Raw genomic sequence first — 14,936 nt, 5'->3', positions numbered from 1 at the left:
AATTACTCTTAGTTTTGGGTTAATAGCCTGAGCTACTGTTGAATTTTCATCTATCCATTTAAAAACTTGGTCTCGTGGATAGTGTGCTTGAATGTACGGAAAAATTGGGAATGTACCAATTTTCACTAATTCATAAATTTTCGCTGTCTTACATTGAAAAATTTCACATAGATGTTCATTTGTTAAGATCTCAGGATATTTTTGAACAGAATGCACTTTCCAAAACTGTTCGTTTTCTTCACGGACGACCATTCGCACTTTATCAAGAAATTCAGATTCATAATCTGGATGAAACATATTTTGTCCTCCTTACTAATAAGTTGCATTGTCCTGCAACTATTAAGATACTTTTCTTGGAACCCAAGAACGAATGTAATTTAAAACTGTTCGCAATTCTTGTCTGCGGACATCTTTATAACTAGCTACAGCAAATCGATCTTTAATTTCACGATGTAATTCGCTAAATAACTTGGGGCGAATTGAAATGTCGTTTTCAATCTCATAAACTTTTTTTGCCACTTCTTTTTGTACTGCACGTTGTTCACCAGAAGTTAAGGTGATTTGTTCTTCGACTTTCTCGTTAATTAACGAAAGTTCTTTCCGTATTTCGTGTTGTTCGGTTTTAATTGCTTGAGTGTCTTCTACTAAATCTGCTGTAGTACGCAAAACAGTTACAAGCGCTTGGTCTTTGGATAAAGGAACAACGTTTTCTTTTATGTTGTAATACTCGTCCACAAGCAGTTCGTAAGCATCCCAGGCTTCATCAGTGTTAAGAGATTTTGCATGAAGCCAAGCGCCCTTTTCAGTCCAAAGGTAGAGTTTGTTAATATTGGATGGCAATTCGTCAAATTGACGACTCGCTCTAAATGCTTTTAACTCTTCGCCACACAAACAAACGAAATGTTTACCTTCTGTATAACGTTCTGCGTTACGTGTATAGTTTTTACTGATTACTTTGTTATCCGTTCCATAACTCACAGCTAATTGAGATGTTGTTAAAACACGACGGTTGTCATGTACGATGATTTGTAATTTATTCATATTAATCCTCCTTATGAGCACTTAGGCACTTTTTGATTGTGCATTTTTTGCACAAATTTCATTAAAAAAAATCGTCCAGTCAATACCTAAAGCTTTCCCTATTGATTGTGCAACTTTTACACTTGGGCGTAGTCCGTTTTCAATCTTAGTGTAATATGACCGTTCTATACCTACCAGCGCAGCTACTTGTTCATGAGATAAATCAAGTACCTTTCGTTGTTTCTTTAAAATTTCAGGAAACATATTAGCACCTCCTTTGTGCATTTCTTACACATAGTATATCGTGCATTTTTTGCACAGTCAATACTTTTTGTGTAGTTTTTTCACAAAATATTTATTGTGCAAAAAATTCACTTATAATATATACAATAGAAAGGAGCGTACTGTATGAAATATGGCGAGGTATTAAAAAAACTACGTACTGAAAAAGGTTTATCTCAAAAAGAACTAACTGAACGCCTTACGATAAATAGATCAACATATGCTCGTTATGAAACATCATCTACTCAACCTGACTTTGATACTTTAAGTAAATTAGCTGACTTTTATAATGTATCTGTGGATTACCTTTTAGGCAGGACTACTAACAAAGAGGCTTTACATACACAAGCTGGTATATCAGATGATGATTACAACAATCTTGATGCATACCAAAAGGAAGTTATTGATTTCTTTTTAACTAGAGAGAAATTATTTTTTAAAAACCAACCAGAAAACATGCTTGATGCACTAGAACAATTCGAAGTGTATTACGAAGTATGGAAAAAGCAACAAGAAAACAAGAAGTAAATTATAATTCCATGTCGAGTTGCAAAACATAAAAAAATTCGCCTTTTCATTGGTGAATTTTTTTGTTAATATTTACAGAACACTTGTTTGTAAAAGAGGGATGTTATGACTTTTGTTTATACTCATTTAGAAGATTACATTCGAGAACTGTACACTAGAATTGGAGTAACCAAACCCAACCATTTAGATCCACGAATAATTGCATCAAAGCTTGGCTTTACATTAATTTATGTACCTTATGATTCAGTGAGTTATGACAATATTATTTGTTTAAACTCAACATTATCTATCGAGGAACAATGGCAAGAATTCTGTCATGAATTATGCCACGGAACTGTACATTCTGGAAATCAAGTGAAATCATCCTCTTTGTTTAGAGAATATCAAGAGTGGAAAGCAAATAGTTTCGCACTACACGCCTGTATTCCTACATTTATGCTAAATAAAATGGTTTTACCTTCGAGTAAGGAAAAAGCTATTTTCCTAATTCAGAAAACTTTTAATGTAGAATATTCTTTTGCCGAAAAGCGATTAGATCAGTATTTAAATAACCATTTTCTATTATCAAATCAGTATATACGAATATATGGGTAACAATTTCAAGTTATATATTTTTAATTTCTGTTTGGAGGAGATTATATGGCATCAATACAAAAATATGAATTGAAAAACGGTAAAGAACGTTGGATGTATGTAATAGAAAATGGGACTAATCCAACAACAGGGAAGCGAGAACGTATAGTTAAACGGGGTTTTTTAAAAGAAAAAGAGGCTATTAAAGCTGCAAGAGATATGGAATACGAGATGGAGAAATGGAATTTGGATTTAAAAAATAAAATCACTTTCCAAGAATTATCCGAAACATGGTTTGAGCACTACCAACATATAGGAGTTAAAAAAAGCACTTTGAGAGTGAGAACTCATGAATTAGGAAAGATACTACCTTACTTTGCTAACAAAAGAGTTAAAGACATCACTCAAGTTATGTATCAGCGATTTCTAAATGAAATGAATGAATTGTTATCTGCAAATACCCTTTCCGGCGTGCATGGCACTTCAAGGATGATTTTTAAATATGCGCGTGAGCTAGGGATAATATTTGTTGACCCAACGGAATTCGCTAAATTACCAAAGCGTATTAAAACAGTTGAAGAAATTGAAAACGAAGTTATACAAGATGTTTATTTTGAAAAGCATGAACTAAAAGAATTTTTAGATGCTGCGCTTACATACGGCAAGCAAGGAGATCACTTTATTTTCAATATGTTAGCATGGTCTGGGATGCGATTAGGTGAATTGTTAGCCCTAAAATGGAGTGATATTGATTTAGATAATCACACAATATCAATAACCAAGACATTATATAACCCAAAGAATAATACTAAATTGTATGAGTTAACATCACCTAAAACTAATGGCTCCATAAGAGTTATTGATATAGAGCCTGAGTTGAACGGACTAATAAAGAGCCACCAAATACTACAAAAACAAATACGGTTATCATTAGGAGACAAATACAAAAATTTAGACTTTGTTGTAACGAAATTAGAACCGCCTAATTTCGGTTATCCATACTATTTGAAGTTAGTAAATAATCGTATGCAGGCCATATTAAAAAATACGACTATAAAGAAACATTTAACACCACACTCATTTCGTCATACACATACATCCCTTTTAGCTGAGGCAAATGTTCCGTTGGAATTAATAATGGAACGTTTAGGTCATGAGTCGGATGAGACTACATTAAAAGTTTATTTACATGTCACGAAAGATCGTAAAAAAGAGGCATCACAAAAGTTCGGTGAACTAATGCGAAGCCTCTAAAATTTAGTCATTTTAACTTTTCGGCATCATTTCGGCATCATTACCGTTGTAAAACCGCTTAGAAACCCTATATTACTGGGGTTTCAGCGTTTTATTACATCATGCCGCCCATACCGCTCATGTCAGGCATACCCATACCTGCGCCTGCTGGTTCTGGAATATCTGCTACAACCGCTTCTGTTGTTAAGAATAGAGCTGCCACTGATGCTGCATTTTGTAGAGCTGAACGAGTTACTTTCGCTGGGTCTACTACGCCCGCTTCCACCATGTTTACCCATTCGCCTGTCGCAGCATTGAAGCCTACACCGATTTCTTCGCGTTTTAGGCGATCCACGATGATTGATCCTTCAAGACCTGCGTTGTTTGCGATTTGACGAACTGGCTCTTCTAATGCGCGAAGGACGATTCTTACACCTGTTGCTACGTCTCCATCAACTACGTCCGCTGCTTTTTCAACTGCTGCGTATACGTTAAGAAGTGCCGTACCACCACCTGAAACAATACCTTCTTCAACTGCTGCACGAGTTGAGTTTAGGGCATCTTCAATGCGGAGTTTACGTTCTTTTAGTTCTGTTTCAGTTGCAGCACCAACTTTGATGACTGCTACACCGCCAGCAAGTTTTGCAAGGCGTTCTTGTAATTTTTCTTTATCAAATTCGGAAGTTGTGTCAGCAAGTTGTGCACGGATTTGGCCAATACGCCCTTCCACTGCATCTGCACCGCCAACGCCTTCTACGATTGTTGTATTGTCTTTTGTGACAACAACTTTCGCTGCGCGACCAAGTGAAGTAATATCCGCAGATTTTAGATCTAATCCTAATTCTTCAGTAATTACTTGACCACCTGTCAAAATAGCAATGTCCTCAAGCATCGCTTTACGACGATCACCGAATCCAGGCGCTTTAACCGCTACAGCGTTGAATGTACCACGAAGTTTGTTTACAACAAGTGTGGCAAGAGCTTCACCTTCAACATCTTCAGCGATGATTAATAATGGACGACCTTGTTGTACTACTTGTTCTAATAATGGTAAAACTTCTTGGATATTTGTGATTTTTTTATCTGTAATTAAAATGTATGGGTTATCAAGTACCGCTTCCATTTTATCTGTATCTGTTACCATATAGTGAGATGCATAGCCACGGTCGAATTGCATACCTTCTACAACATCAAGTTCAGTTGTGAAGCCTTTTGACTCTTCGATTGTGATAACACCATCGTTACCAACGCGCTCCATAGCTTCTGCGATTAATTCACCAACTTCTTCGTCAGCAGCAGAAATAGCCGCAACTTGTGCGATTTCTTCTTTGTTACTTACTGGACGAGAAATTGCATGTAATTCAGTTAGAGCAGCTGCTACCGCTTTGTCGATTCCTTTACGGATACCTACTGGGTTTGCACCAGCTGTTACGTTTTTCAGACCTTCACGAATGATCGCTTGTGCAAGAACAGTTGCAGTTGTTGTACCGTCCCCTGCGATTTCATTTGTTTTAGAAGCAACCTCTGCTACTAATTTTGCACCCATGTTTTCATATGCATTTTCAAGCTCTATTTCTTTTGCGATAGTTACACCATCATTTGTAATAAGTGGTGAACCGAATTTTTTTTCTAAAACGACGTTACGACCTTTAGGACCTAATGTCACTTTCACTGCGTTAGCTAGTTTATCTACACCTTGAAGCATTAATGAACGAGCTTCTTCTGAGAATTTAATATCTTTTGCCATTTGAATTTACCCTCCTGAAATGGAATATTCGTTAAGCTTAATTAATATAGTTATGTTTTATTGAATAATTGCAAGAACATCGCTTTCGCGTAAAATCAAATATTCATTGCCTTCATATTTAACTTCTGTACCTGAGTATTTAGAGAATATAATGTGGTCGTCAACTTTAACGTCAAGCTCTACACGTTGTCCGTTTTCTAAAAAACGACCTGTCCCAACTGCTACTACTTTACCTTCTTGCGGCTTTTCTTTCGCAGAATCCGGTAGTACAATTCCAAATGCAGATTTTTCTTCTACCTCGATTAGTTCGATTACAATACGATCTCCTAGTGGTCTTAACAAGTGAAACAACCTCCTATTAATGAAATATTTGTTGAGAGTTTATTAGCACTCTACACCAATGAGTGCTAACACATTTATTATGATAATCAATCACTTCTTTTTTTGCAAGCCAGAACTACGAAAAATTTTGTTTTCTTTCCATATTCCTCTACAATAGAAAGGAAGCTATATGAATGGAAAGGATTTTGTCTGTGAATAATTCTCTAGTAGGTATTAAACATAAAAAAACTGCTCTCTATGTTTTAATGATTTACATTATCATGCAATTATCAGGTAGATGGCTCATTATGCCGTTCCACAAAGTTGTGATGAGTACGACAGGTTTACCTGCTGAACAAGCTGCCCCCATAACACAAGGTTGGTATATCGCACTTAGCTTTGCGATTGCACTGCTTCTAAGTTTAATCTTAACATCTCGTGATAAAACTTTTTGGGATGTCTATCAAGGTAAAAAGGAAACAGTACCACTAACAATTATGTGGGGCATCATTGGTTTCTTCTTAGTATTTTTCGGACAAATGATCGGTGCAGCTATTGAAATGGCCATCTTTGGTATTGAAGGCGGCTCACAAAACACAGCTGACATTGTAGCTCTTGCGAAAGGTGCGCCCATTGCCATTTTGGCCATTGTAGTATTTGGACCTATTTTGGAAGAATTCGTCTTCCGTCGTGTTATTTTTGGTTCGCTTGTCCAAACAACAAACTTTTGGGTAGCCGCCATCGTTAGTGCCATCTTTTTTGCGCTGATTCACTTCGATTTTTCACATATCTTGCTTTATACAATTTGTGGTCTAATCTTTGCATTTTTATATCACAAAACAAAACGGATATGGACATCAATTATCGCACATATAATGCTAAATGGTTTTGTGACACTTGTACAATTCTATGCAGAACCACTGCAAAAGTTTCTTGAAGAACTAGAAAAAATGCAATAAAAGTCTCTAACCGCTCTGGTACTGTATTAGCTGAGCGGTTTTTCTATAGTCAAACGTTATTTTACATAGCCCGGGTTCTAGTTGATTATACCTGAGCATAATTGCTACTAACAGAACATTACTAGGATGTAGCTATAGACCCTTTGTGCCCTCTAAAATACCAAAAAGCCCGGTGCATCTATTACGCACCGAGCTTCATTTAGTAAACTATTATTTTAATTCTTCAATTTGACGGCGCTGTTGCTCAAGAGCTTCTTCAACCTGACGCTTTTGCTCAGCTTCTTGTTCTTCCTTCAAACGAATTTCTTCCGACTTTAAGTATTTCTTATAGCCCACACGTGAAATCAAAATACTAAATTCATAAAGTAAAAATAACGGTACGGATACCATTAAATGTGATCCTAATTCAGGTGGTGCTATTAATGCAGCACAGACAAATAAACCAAAGTATGAATATTTTCGAACACGTATTAGTAATTCAGGGCTCAACATTCCGATACGAGAAAAGAATAAAATCACGATAGGTAATTGAAATAAAAAACCAAACGGGATTGTGAGTTTAAATAAAAATGAAAAATATTCATTAATCCCGATTGTTTGCTGAATTTCTAATTCGTTTGATAAATTCATCATGAACTTCATGACATATGGAAATAGTAAAAAATAAGAAAACGATAAACCAGCAATGAATAATATAAACGAATACGGAATATAACTCAGTGTCGCTTTTCGTTCCACTTCACGTAGCCCCGGGCTGATAAAAGCCCATAATTGATACATCAAAAGAGGTGACGTGAAAATAAACGAGATTAAAAATATTACTTGGAAATAAATTGCAAGTGGTGCCGTTACATTGAAAGCATGGAGCACTATATTATTGGACTCACCAGTATACTGGATGTACTTAATGAGTGGCTTCGCAATAAAGAAGCTCCCTGCCATAGCGAGAACAAAGAAAACGGCAACAATGAAAAGCCGTTTTCTTAATTCTTCTATATGTTCAATAACAGTTAGATCTTTTGGATTCATTCCTCAAACATCCTAACTTACTTATCTAATTCTTTCTTTTTCTTATCATCATCATCTTCGTCGGCTAAACCTTTAGTAGCATTTTTGAATTCACGCAGTGTTGAACCAAATGCTTTACCGAGTTCTGGCAACTTCTTAGGACCAAAAATTAGTAACGCGACAATACCGATAATAATGAGGCTCATAGGACCAATACCACCCATTACAGCCACCTCCTCTTTATATCCATCATTTTAACGCATATTTCGTCAATTTGCTAATTAATAATATGTGAAAGTTTTTCGTCTAGATATCTTCTCTACGTTATACATCTAGCACTGTGATTTGACAAAAATATCAATCAACTATGTAATCTCTATTATTCCTGATTACGTATTAAATAAATTAATGCTTGCAATTCTACAGACAAATCAATTGTTAAGAGTTGCATCTTCTCCGGTACTGTAATACGCTCTGGTGTAAAATTTAATATACCCTTTGCGTTCATTGCTGCTAATCTGTCTGCCATTTTTTGTGCTGAGCGTGGAGATACCGTTAAAATGGCAAGTTCTGCACCGTATTCCGCATACTTCTCCTCTAATAAATCAGGATGATAAACAGGAATATTGCTTGTCATTTTCCCTTCTTTTGGTGCCTTTGAATCAAATGCAACCACGATATGTGTATTATGATTTTTCTGGAAATTATACTTTAATAACGCATTACCTAAATTCCCTACACCAATTAACGCGACTTTTGTTGCTTCATGCTGATCGAGTGTTTGGCTAAAAAACTTTAATAGATGTTGCACATCATAGCCATATCCCTTTTTGCCAAGAGCTCCGAAATAAGAAAAGTCACGGCGAATAGTCGCAGAATCAATTTTCATTGCTTCACTCAGTTCCTTCGACGAAATACGTTCCATTCCTTCTTGGGCAAAGTTTTGGATAAATCGATAGTAAAGAGGAAGTCTTTTGGTAGTGGCTTGTGGAATTTTCACTTCTTGTTTCAAACTTTTTCCTCCTTATAAACACTTCAAATTCGCTTTTACGGATTTGAATACTAATTTTGAAACATGCTTATACGATTAAAATTTTTGACATCCACTGGAGGATTTCCCTTTAGTTAGTGGCGTAGTAGACGCCACTAACTAAAGGGAAATCGTTTCAATCTTACATGACAGCTTAGAATAAGTAAAGCACTGACATTGCAAGCAATTCTCTCATCCATTACACTAAGAAGGAATTGAGGTGTCAAGAATGATTGTATTACAAGTCAATCAACTATATAAATCCTTCATTGCAGATGAAATTTTAAGTGGCGTAAAACTAGAAGTTCAACACCGTGATCGCGTAGCATTAGTAGGGCGTAACGGCGCTGGCAAATCTACTTTACTAAAAATAATTGCTGGTCAAATGTCCTATGACTCTGGTGATATCATTATTCCGAAGGGTGTACAAATTGGATATTTAGAACAACATGCTGGGCTAAACTCTACATTATCGATTTGGGATGAAATGATGACTATTTTCGAAGCGCTTCATGCACAAGAAAATACTTTGCGTTCCCTTGAACAACAAATGGCTGATCCAGCTGTTTATGAAAATGCCGATATGAATGCCAAAATAATGTCTGAGTATGACCAATTACAGCACGATTTTAAGGATGCTGGCGGCTATCAATATGAATCAGATACTCGTTCTGTGCTACATGGCATGCAGTTTTACCCTGAAGACTATAAAAAAGCTATTAGCTCCTTATCAGGGGGACAGCGTACACGTTTAGCACTTGCTAAGCTCTTATTAAGTAAGCCTGACTTATTAATACTTGATGAGCCCACTAACCATTTAGATATCGAAACGCTTTCGTGGTTAGAAACATATTTAAAAGGATATGAAGGCGCAATTTTGATTGTTTCTCATGACCGCTATTTCTTAGACCAAGTGGTTTCCACCGTCTATGAAGTTTCTCGTCACCGTGTTACAAAATATCCAGGAAACTATAGTGCCTATTTAGACGAAAAAGCGAAAAACTACGAGCGTGACATGAAAATGTTTGAACGTCAACAAGACGAAAAGGCCAAGCTTGAAGAGTTTATTCAAAAAAATATAGCGCGTGCCTCTACGACAAAAATGGCCCAAAGCCGTCGTAAAATGCTCGAGCGCACAGAATGGATGGACTCTCCCGATGGCGATGAAAAATCAGCTAGCTTCGGCTTTACGATTGACCGCCAAAGTGGAAACGATGTGTTGTCTATTGATGCTTTAGCTGTCGGTTATGCTGACAAGCAAATTTCACATGGTATCACACTTCGTACTTTCCGTGAGGATCGTATTGCACTAGTAGGACCAAATGGGGTCGGCAAATCAACTTTATTGAAAACCATTGTGAAGGATCTGCCAGCACTTGCAGGAGAAATTCGCTACGGGACAAATGTACAGATTAGCTACTATGATCAAGAACAAGCGAAACTTTCGAGCAATAAAAGTGTATTAAAAGAGCTGTGGGATGAATGGCCATTGATGAATGAAAAGGATATCCGTACAGTACTTGGTCGCTTCCTATTTAGTGGCGAAGATGTTGATAAAAGTGTTACTTCTCTATCCGGTGGTGAGAAAGCACGACTTGCATTAGCTAAATTGATGATGCAAAAGGCCAACTTCCTTATTCTCGATGAGCCGACCAACCACTTAGATTTAGACAGTAAAGAGGTCCTAGAAAATGCACTGATCGATTATCCTGGAACACTATTATTTGTGTCTCATGACCGCTATTTCATCAATCGAATTGCTACGAAAGTAGTCGAGCTGTCAGGCGATGGCTCATTCGAGTATCTAGGTGACTATGATTATTACCTTGAGAAAAAACAGGAACTTTTAGAAATTGCACAAATGAAAGCAGCTGCTCTTCCTCAAGCGCATACAGCAGTTCCCGAAAAGACATCTACCTCTAAAATTGATAAAGAAGTAAAAAAACGCGAGCGTCAAATTCGACGCTCCATCGAGGAATTAGAGGGGAAAATGCAAGAAATAGATATAGATATCGTCCGTTTAGAAGAAGCCCTTTGTAATCCTGAAATTTTCACAGACCACGAAAAAATTACGCAATTGCAAAGTGAATTAGCTACCGCAAAAGAGCAACATGAGCTAATTGAAATGGAGTGGCTAGAGTTAAACGAAGAACTAGAAAATATTATTGCATAACATTTAGTAAAGCCATGTGCCTTGTCACATGGTTTTTTTCTTTACTCGCCTTATCTTTTCATATATATTGGTCAAGTGCTATTTTTCGACAAAAAATGCCCACAGATTTATACACACTATAAATCTAGTAATATCAACATATCAACAGACTTTTCCACATTGTCCACAATTTTAAATTATTTAATCCACATACTTTTGTGAAAAACATCCTACTATATATAGAATAATCACAAGTTATGCACAAGTTATCAACAAATTGTGCATAAGTACGGATGTTCGCAGTTTTTTTACCCGATATTTCATCCTTGCCTGTGGATAATTTTCTGAAAAATTTGTCAATTATTATTTCCTAGTAGATGAACATATTTTCTCGTTTTTTAATTTCTATTTTCTTTTCGAAAAAGTAAAAAAAAGGTATCCCAGAATTATTTCTGAGATACCTTGTTGTTGTGAAAGTCATCCTAACGCTACTAAGACACTAATCCACCCAAGACTTCAATTCCATTCCTGGGCGACCGTTCATCGTCAAATTACCACGTTTACCAGCTTCAAACATCGGCGATGCTGCAGCTCCAATCATTGCAGCGTTGTCTGTACATAAATTCAATGGTGGCACAAAAAATGGGATGCCTTCGTTAGCAAATGTCACTTCAAGTGATGTACGTAAGCCCTTATTCGCTGCTACACCACCAGCGGCAATGACTTGCTTAACATTATACTGACGTGCTGCACGCAACGTTTTTGCCGTTAACACCTCAACTACACTTTCCTGAAAGCCTTTTGCAACAGCTGTTGGGGAAATTTCTTCTCCTCGTTGATCCATATTGTGCTTATAGTTAATGACTGCAGACTTCAAACCACTAAAGCTGAAATCATAGGAATCTTCCTCCAGCCATACACGAGGGAAAATAACTGCTTCTCCCCCCTCATGTGCTAATTGGTCAATACGCGGTCCTCCAGGATAGGGCAAACCCAATACCCGCGCCACCTTATCGTAAGCTTCACCTGCTGCATCATCACGTGTTTCTCCAATTACTTCAAACGAGCCATGCGCTTTCATATAAACCAGTTCTGTATGTCCCCCCGATACTACAAGAGCCAGTAGTGGAAACTCCATTGGTTGTACCAGTGCATTCGCATAAATATGTCCTGCAATATGATGTACGCCTAAAATAGGCAAGTTGTTTGCAAATGCAAAAGCCTTCGCTGCATTTATACCGATTAACAGCGCTCCTACAAGACCTGGCCCTTCTGTTACCGCAACTGCATCTAAATCTGCTGGTTTCATATTTGCTTTTGCTAATGCCTCTTCAATGACGACTGTAATTTGTTCTACATGGTGACGTGATGCAATTTCTGGAACAACCCCACCAAATCGTTTATGACTTTCAATTTGTGAAGCGACAACATTTGAAACAATCTCTGCGCCATTACGAATGATTGCTGCTGCTGTTTCATCACAACTCGATTCTATTGCTAAAATAACTCGATTATCCATTATAAATTCACCCACATGACAAGGGCATCCTCCCCGTTATCTGTATAATAGCCTTTACGTATGCCGCCATCTTGAAACGCTAGCTTACGATAAAGATTTTGTGCCACAATATTACTCTCACGCACCTCTAGACTCATTATATCCATTCCGTGTTCACGTGCAATGCGTATCGCCTCTCGCATCAAGCCTTCTCCAATTCCCTGACCACGAGTAGCCCCTGTAACAGCCACATTCGTAATTTGCGCAGCATCTATGACCATCCACATACCACAAAAACCTATAATATTATTGCTTTCATCCACTGCTAACACATAATAGGCATACTGATTTTCATGCATTTCATAGTAAAAAGAATCAAGCGTCCAAGGTACTGGAAATGTTGCAAGCTCAATTGCAAATACTGCTGGTACATCATCAGATAACATTTTCCGATATGTAACATTACTGCTCATGGGCCTTCTCCTTTTGTTCCCTTAACCAATTTGCCTCAGCCTCTGCAATACGTTTGTATTGTGGTATAAAGTGATGTATCGCCTCTACAGTTGGCAAGTCTCGCATACTTGCCAACCGTACGACCTCACTAGCACGTGGTAAGTCATTACTAAATGGTGTACGAAGCGCGTAATCACCAAGTACCTCTACGATCTTACCCCAATAAGCATCAACATCTGCTCCAATAAATAATATTGGCAACTCAAACGCCTTTAAACGGCTTAACAGTCCCTCAATATGATCATGATAATCCTCTATAACCACATCGAGTTCAGCTCCTTTATAAACAGCTGTGTAGACGTTGTCACGACGTGCATCAAATAGAGGACAAATTAGTCCATCATAGAGTGTAGCATTTGCAGCTAATGCCTTTAAACTAGATACACCTACTAATGGTTTGCGTAATGTCCATGCCAATGTTTTAGCAAGCGTTACACCGATGCGTACACCCGTATATGAACCAGGTCCCTCTGATACAGCAATGCCATCTAATTCATTGGGTTTTATCCCTGCATTCGCTAGAATATTTTCAACGGCAGGCATCGCTCCTGCTGAATGTGTTAATTTAATATTTTGGACAACTTCCGCCACTACTTTGCCATCCTTTACAACAGCTACAGAAAGCGGCGCATTCGCTGTTTCAATTCCTAACCAAATCATTTCATTAGCTCCTCACATAATGCCTCATATCGCTCTCCATGAGGCGTTAACACGAATTGACGTTCATTTTCCCCAATTCGACGAATCTCAATTCCTAAACGTTCCCGCGGTAAATCCTGTTCAATTAAATGGGCCCACTCAATAACTGACACGGCATCTCCGTAAAATAACTCGTCCCAGCCAAGATCTTCGTCACTTTCTGCCAATCGATATACATCTAAATGATTAAAAGGTAAACGCCCCTCATACTGTTTAATAATTGTATACGTTGGACTATTAACTGTTCTCGTCACACCTAATCCTTTTGCAAGTGCCTTAGTAAATGTGGTCTTACCAGCTCCAAGATCCCCCTCTAACGTAATCGTATCCTGTGCTTCTAGTAAATTCGCCAGCCTTAATGCAAAATGTTCCGTATCCTCAAGTGAATTCATTATTATTTCAAACATCATTTTTTTGTCCTCTCTTAGCTACATTACTTCTAGTTTACCGAAACAAGCGCAAATGTTCAAAGCATCCAGCAATTTTCAAAAAAAAATAAACACGTCATCCTTTTGAAGACGTGTCTACTCTCTAGTCGAATGCCCCTTAACTATAACAATCTCTTTACCTATCAATTTTTCATCCTTAAATTGAATTATATAGGCTTGCGTCATCAGTATTTCATCATCCCAGCGGTAATGATTATTTTTTACCTTTTCCCCAGAGCCTCCTGCAATTTCAATGACTTCTAAATATGTCATGCCCTCTTTTAACTGTTCAAATTCGGTTTGATTCATATTTTTTTGCCAGTGATACGTATTTGACTCTTCTATTTCAATAATGCGATCTACACAGCCTCCCAAAATAGCTAATAATCCTATGAATATACCTGTATGTATCAATCTCCAGAAGTAGTAATGTCGCATACAATCACCCCCGTAACGTACACATTCGCTCTACTACTAAATCAGTACCCATCACTGTCGCTTGAGAAACTTCAAAAACTTTTTTGCTTAAATGTTATTTGTCTCACTATTCATATGTAATGATGTACAATTTAGTTCCTATAACATCCGTGTGCATGGCTTCTTTTCAATTTGTATATTCTTTCAAGATAATTTTTTATGCCAACATAAAAAAAGCGCTTATGATATTTTCATATCATAAGCGCTGTATAATCAATAAATGGCGGTCCCGACCGGGATCGAACCGGCGATCTCCTGCGTGACAGGCAGGCATGTTAACCGCTACACCACGGGACCTCATTAAGACATTAATAAATATAACATAAATATGTTCAATACACAATGTTTATTTTCATATTTTAATAAAATATAGTAAAAAATTCTTCAATTAAAACTTTATTATTTATAGATGCGTGCTATCCAACTATCTATTAAAGAACATATAAAAAAACAGCTAGCAATCAGCTA

The 14,936-nt window shown here is 37.3% G+C and carries 18 protein-coding genes and 1 tRNA gene; 5 read left to right on the top strand and 14 right to left on the bottom strand.

Annotation, left to right across the window (positions count from 1 at the left end; all coding sequences use genetic code 11):
* From ACOMCU_RS27395 to ACOMCU_RS27385, 3 genes are all read right to left on the bottom strand, one after another.
* Positions 1–297, bottom strand: a 297-nt coding sequence (locus tag ACOMCU_RS27395; RefSeq protein WP_421052191.1) for a hypothetical protein, incomplete at its 3' end; no start/stop codon positions are given.
* A gap of 42 nt (positions 298–339) precedes the next feature.
* Positions 340–1,041 (bottom strand): ORF6N domain-containing protein, encoded by a 702-nt coding sequence (locus ACOMCU_RS27390; RefSeq protein ID WP_421052190.1) that lies wholly within the window; start codon positions 1,039–1,041, stop codon positions 340–342.
* A gap of 21 nt (positions 1,042–1,062) precedes the next feature.
* A complete protein-coding gene (locus ACOMCU_RS27385; protein WP_421052189.1) occupies positions 1,063–1,284 on the bottom strand; it encodes a helix-turn-helix domain-containing protein in 222 nt (73 codons plus the stop codon).
* 144 nt (positions 1,285–1,428) lie between these two features.
* Here ACOMCU_RS27385 and ACOMCU_RS27380 point away from each other — a divergent pair, with 144 nt between their 5' ends.
* The 3 genes from ACOMCU_RS27380 to ACOMCU_RS27370 all read left to right on the top strand — a co-directional run bounded on the left by ACOMCU_RS27380 (position 1,429) and on the right by ACOMCU_RS27370 (position 3,657).
* Complete coding sequence (locus ACOMCU_RS27380; RefSeq protein ID WP_421052188.1) at positions 1,429–1,830, top strand: helix-turn-helix domain-containing protein; 402 nt, start codon at positions 1,429–1,431, stop codon at positions 1,828–1,830.
* 105 nt (positions 1,831–1,935) lie between these two features.
* A complete protein-coding gene (locus tag ACOMCU_RS27375) occupies positions 1,936–2,424 on the top strand; it encodes an ImmA/IrrE family metallo-endopeptidase (protein ID WP_421052186.1) in 489 nt (162 codons plus the stop codon).
* 45 nt (positions 2,425–2,469) lie between these two features.
* Entirely contained in the window at positions 2,470–3,657 is a 1,188-nt protein-coding gene (locus ACOMCU_RS27370) for a tyrosine-type recombinase/integrase (RefSeq protein ID WP_421052185.1), read from the top strand.
* A gap of 94 nt (positions 3,658–3,751) precedes the next feature.
* On the opposite strand, the gene groL is transcribed toward ACOMCU_RS27370, so the two are convergent.
* Both groL and groES read right to left on the bottom strand, forming a co-directional pair.
* Positions 3,752–5,383: a chaperonin GroEL gene (groL, locus tag ACOMCU_RS27365; RefSeq protein WP_421052184.1), complete on the bottom strand. Its 1,632-nt coding sequence runs from the start codon at positions 5,381–5,383 to the stop codon at positions 3,752–3,754.
* A gap of 57 nt (positions 5,384–5,440) precedes the next feature.
* Positions 5,441–5,725 (bottom strand): co-chaperone GroES, encoded by a 285-nt coding sequence (gene groES / locus ACOMCU_RS27360; protein WP_010857068.1) that lies wholly within the window; start codon positions 5,723–5,725, stop codon positions 5,441–5,443.
* Between the two features lie 173 nt (positions 5,726–5,898).
* On the opposite strand from groES, the gene ACOMCU_RS27355 reads away from it, so the two are divergent.
* Complete coding sequence (locus tag ACOMCU_RS27355; RefSeq protein WP_010857067.1) at positions 5,899–6,663, top strand: CPBP family intramembrane glutamic endopeptidase; 765 nt, start codon at positions 5,899–5,901, stop codon at positions 6,661–6,663.
* Positions 6,664–6,873: 210 nt separating this feature from the next.
* Here the strand turns inward: ACOMCU_RS27355 and tatC are convergent, their stop codons facing one another.
* The 3 genes from tatC to ACOMCU_RS27340 form a co-directional block, all read right to left on the bottom strand.
* On the bottom strand, positions 6,874–7,692 hold the full coding sequence (gene tatC, locus ACOMCU_RS27350) for a twin-arginine translocase subunit TatC (RefSeq protein WP_010857066.1): 819 nt from the start codon (positions 7,690–7,692) through the stop codon (positions 6,874–6,876).
* A 17-nt stretch (positions 7,693–7,709) separates the two neighbouring features.
* Entirely contained in the window at positions 7,710–7,895 is a 186-nt protein-coding gene (locus ACOMCU_RS27345) for a twin-arginine translocase TatA/TatE family subunit (protein ID WP_010857065.1), read from the bottom strand.
* Between the two features lie 155 nt (positions 7,896–8,050).
* Positions 8,051–8,683: a redox-sensing transcriptional repressor Rex gene (locus tag ACOMCU_RS27340; RefSeq protein WP_010857064.1), complete on the bottom strand. Its 633-nt coding sequence runs from the start codon at positions 8,681–8,683 to the stop codon at positions 8,051–8,053.
* A gap of 247 nt (positions 8,684–8,930) precedes the next feature.
* Here ACOMCU_RS27340 and ACOMCU_RS27335 point away from each other — a divergent pair, with 247 nt between their 5' ends.
* Complete coding sequence (locus ACOMCU_RS27335) at positions 8,931–10,874, top strand: ATP-binding cassette domain-containing protein (protein ID WP_010857063.1); 1,944 nt, start codon at positions 8,931–8,933, stop codon at positions 10,872–10,874.
* Between the two features lie 478 nt (positions 10,875–11,352).
* Here ACOMCU_RS27335 and tsaD read toward each other — a convergent pair whose 3' ends face one another.
* The 6 genes from tsaD to ACOMCU_RS27305 all read right to left on the bottom strand — a co-directional run bounded on the left by tsaD (position 11,353) and on the right by ACOMCU_RS27305 (position 14,765).
* Positions 11,353–12,372, bottom strand: a complete 1,020-nt coding sequence (tsaD, locus tag ACOMCU_RS27330; protein ID WP_010857062.1) for a tRNA (adenosine(37)-N6)-threonylcarbamoyltransferase complex transferase subunit TsaD — start codon at positions 12,370–12,372, stop codon at positions 11,353–11,355.
* Positions 12,372–12,824, bottom strand: a complete 453-nt coding sequence (rimI, locus tag ACOMCU_RS27325) for a ribosomal protein S18-alanine N-acetyltransferase (RefSeq protein ID WP_421052183.1) — start codon at positions 12,822–12,824, stop codon at positions 12,372–12,374. Before rimI ends, tsaD begins: the two co-directional genes overlap by 1 nt.
* The gene (gene tsaB, locus ACOMCU_RS27320) at positions 12,814–13,524 is read right to left on the bottom strand and encodes a tRNA (adenosine(37)-N6)-threonylcarbamoyltransferase complex dimerization subunit type 1 TsaB (RefSeq protein ID WP_010857060.1); all 711 of its coding nucleotides are present in this window, start codon (positions 13,522–13,524) and stop codon (positions 12,814–12,816) included. Before tsaB ends, rimI begins: the two co-directional genes overlap by 11 nt.
* Complete coding sequence (gene tsaE, locus ACOMCU_RS27315; protein WP_080647701.1) at positions 13,521–13,970, bottom strand: tRNA (adenosine(37)-N6)-threonylcarbamoyltransferase complex ATPase subunit type 1 TsaE; 450 nt, start codon at positions 13,968–13,970, stop codon at positions 13,521–13,523. Before tsaE ends, tsaB begins: the two co-directional genes overlap by 4 nt.
* A 117-nt stretch (positions 13,971–14,087) precedes the next feature.
* On the bottom strand, positions 14,088–14,429 hold the full coding sequence (locus tag ACOMCU_RS27310; RefSeq protein WP_421052182.1) for a hypothetical protein: 342 nt from the start codon (positions 14,427–14,429) through the stop codon (positions 14,088–14,090).
* Between the two features lie 260 nt (positions 14,430–14,689).
* A tRNA-Asp gene (locus ACOMCU_RS27305) sits at positions 14,690–14,765 on the bottom strand.
* Positions 14,766–14,936 lie beyond the last annotated feature (171 nt).

Source organism: Lysinibacillus sp. UGB7, from assembly GCF_049058285.1.
Lineage (GTDB): Bacteria > Bacillota > Bacilli > Bacillales_A > Planococcaceae > Lysinibacillus > Lysinibacillus sphaericus_B.
This window is presented reverse-complemented; position numbering and strand designations above follow the sequence as displayed.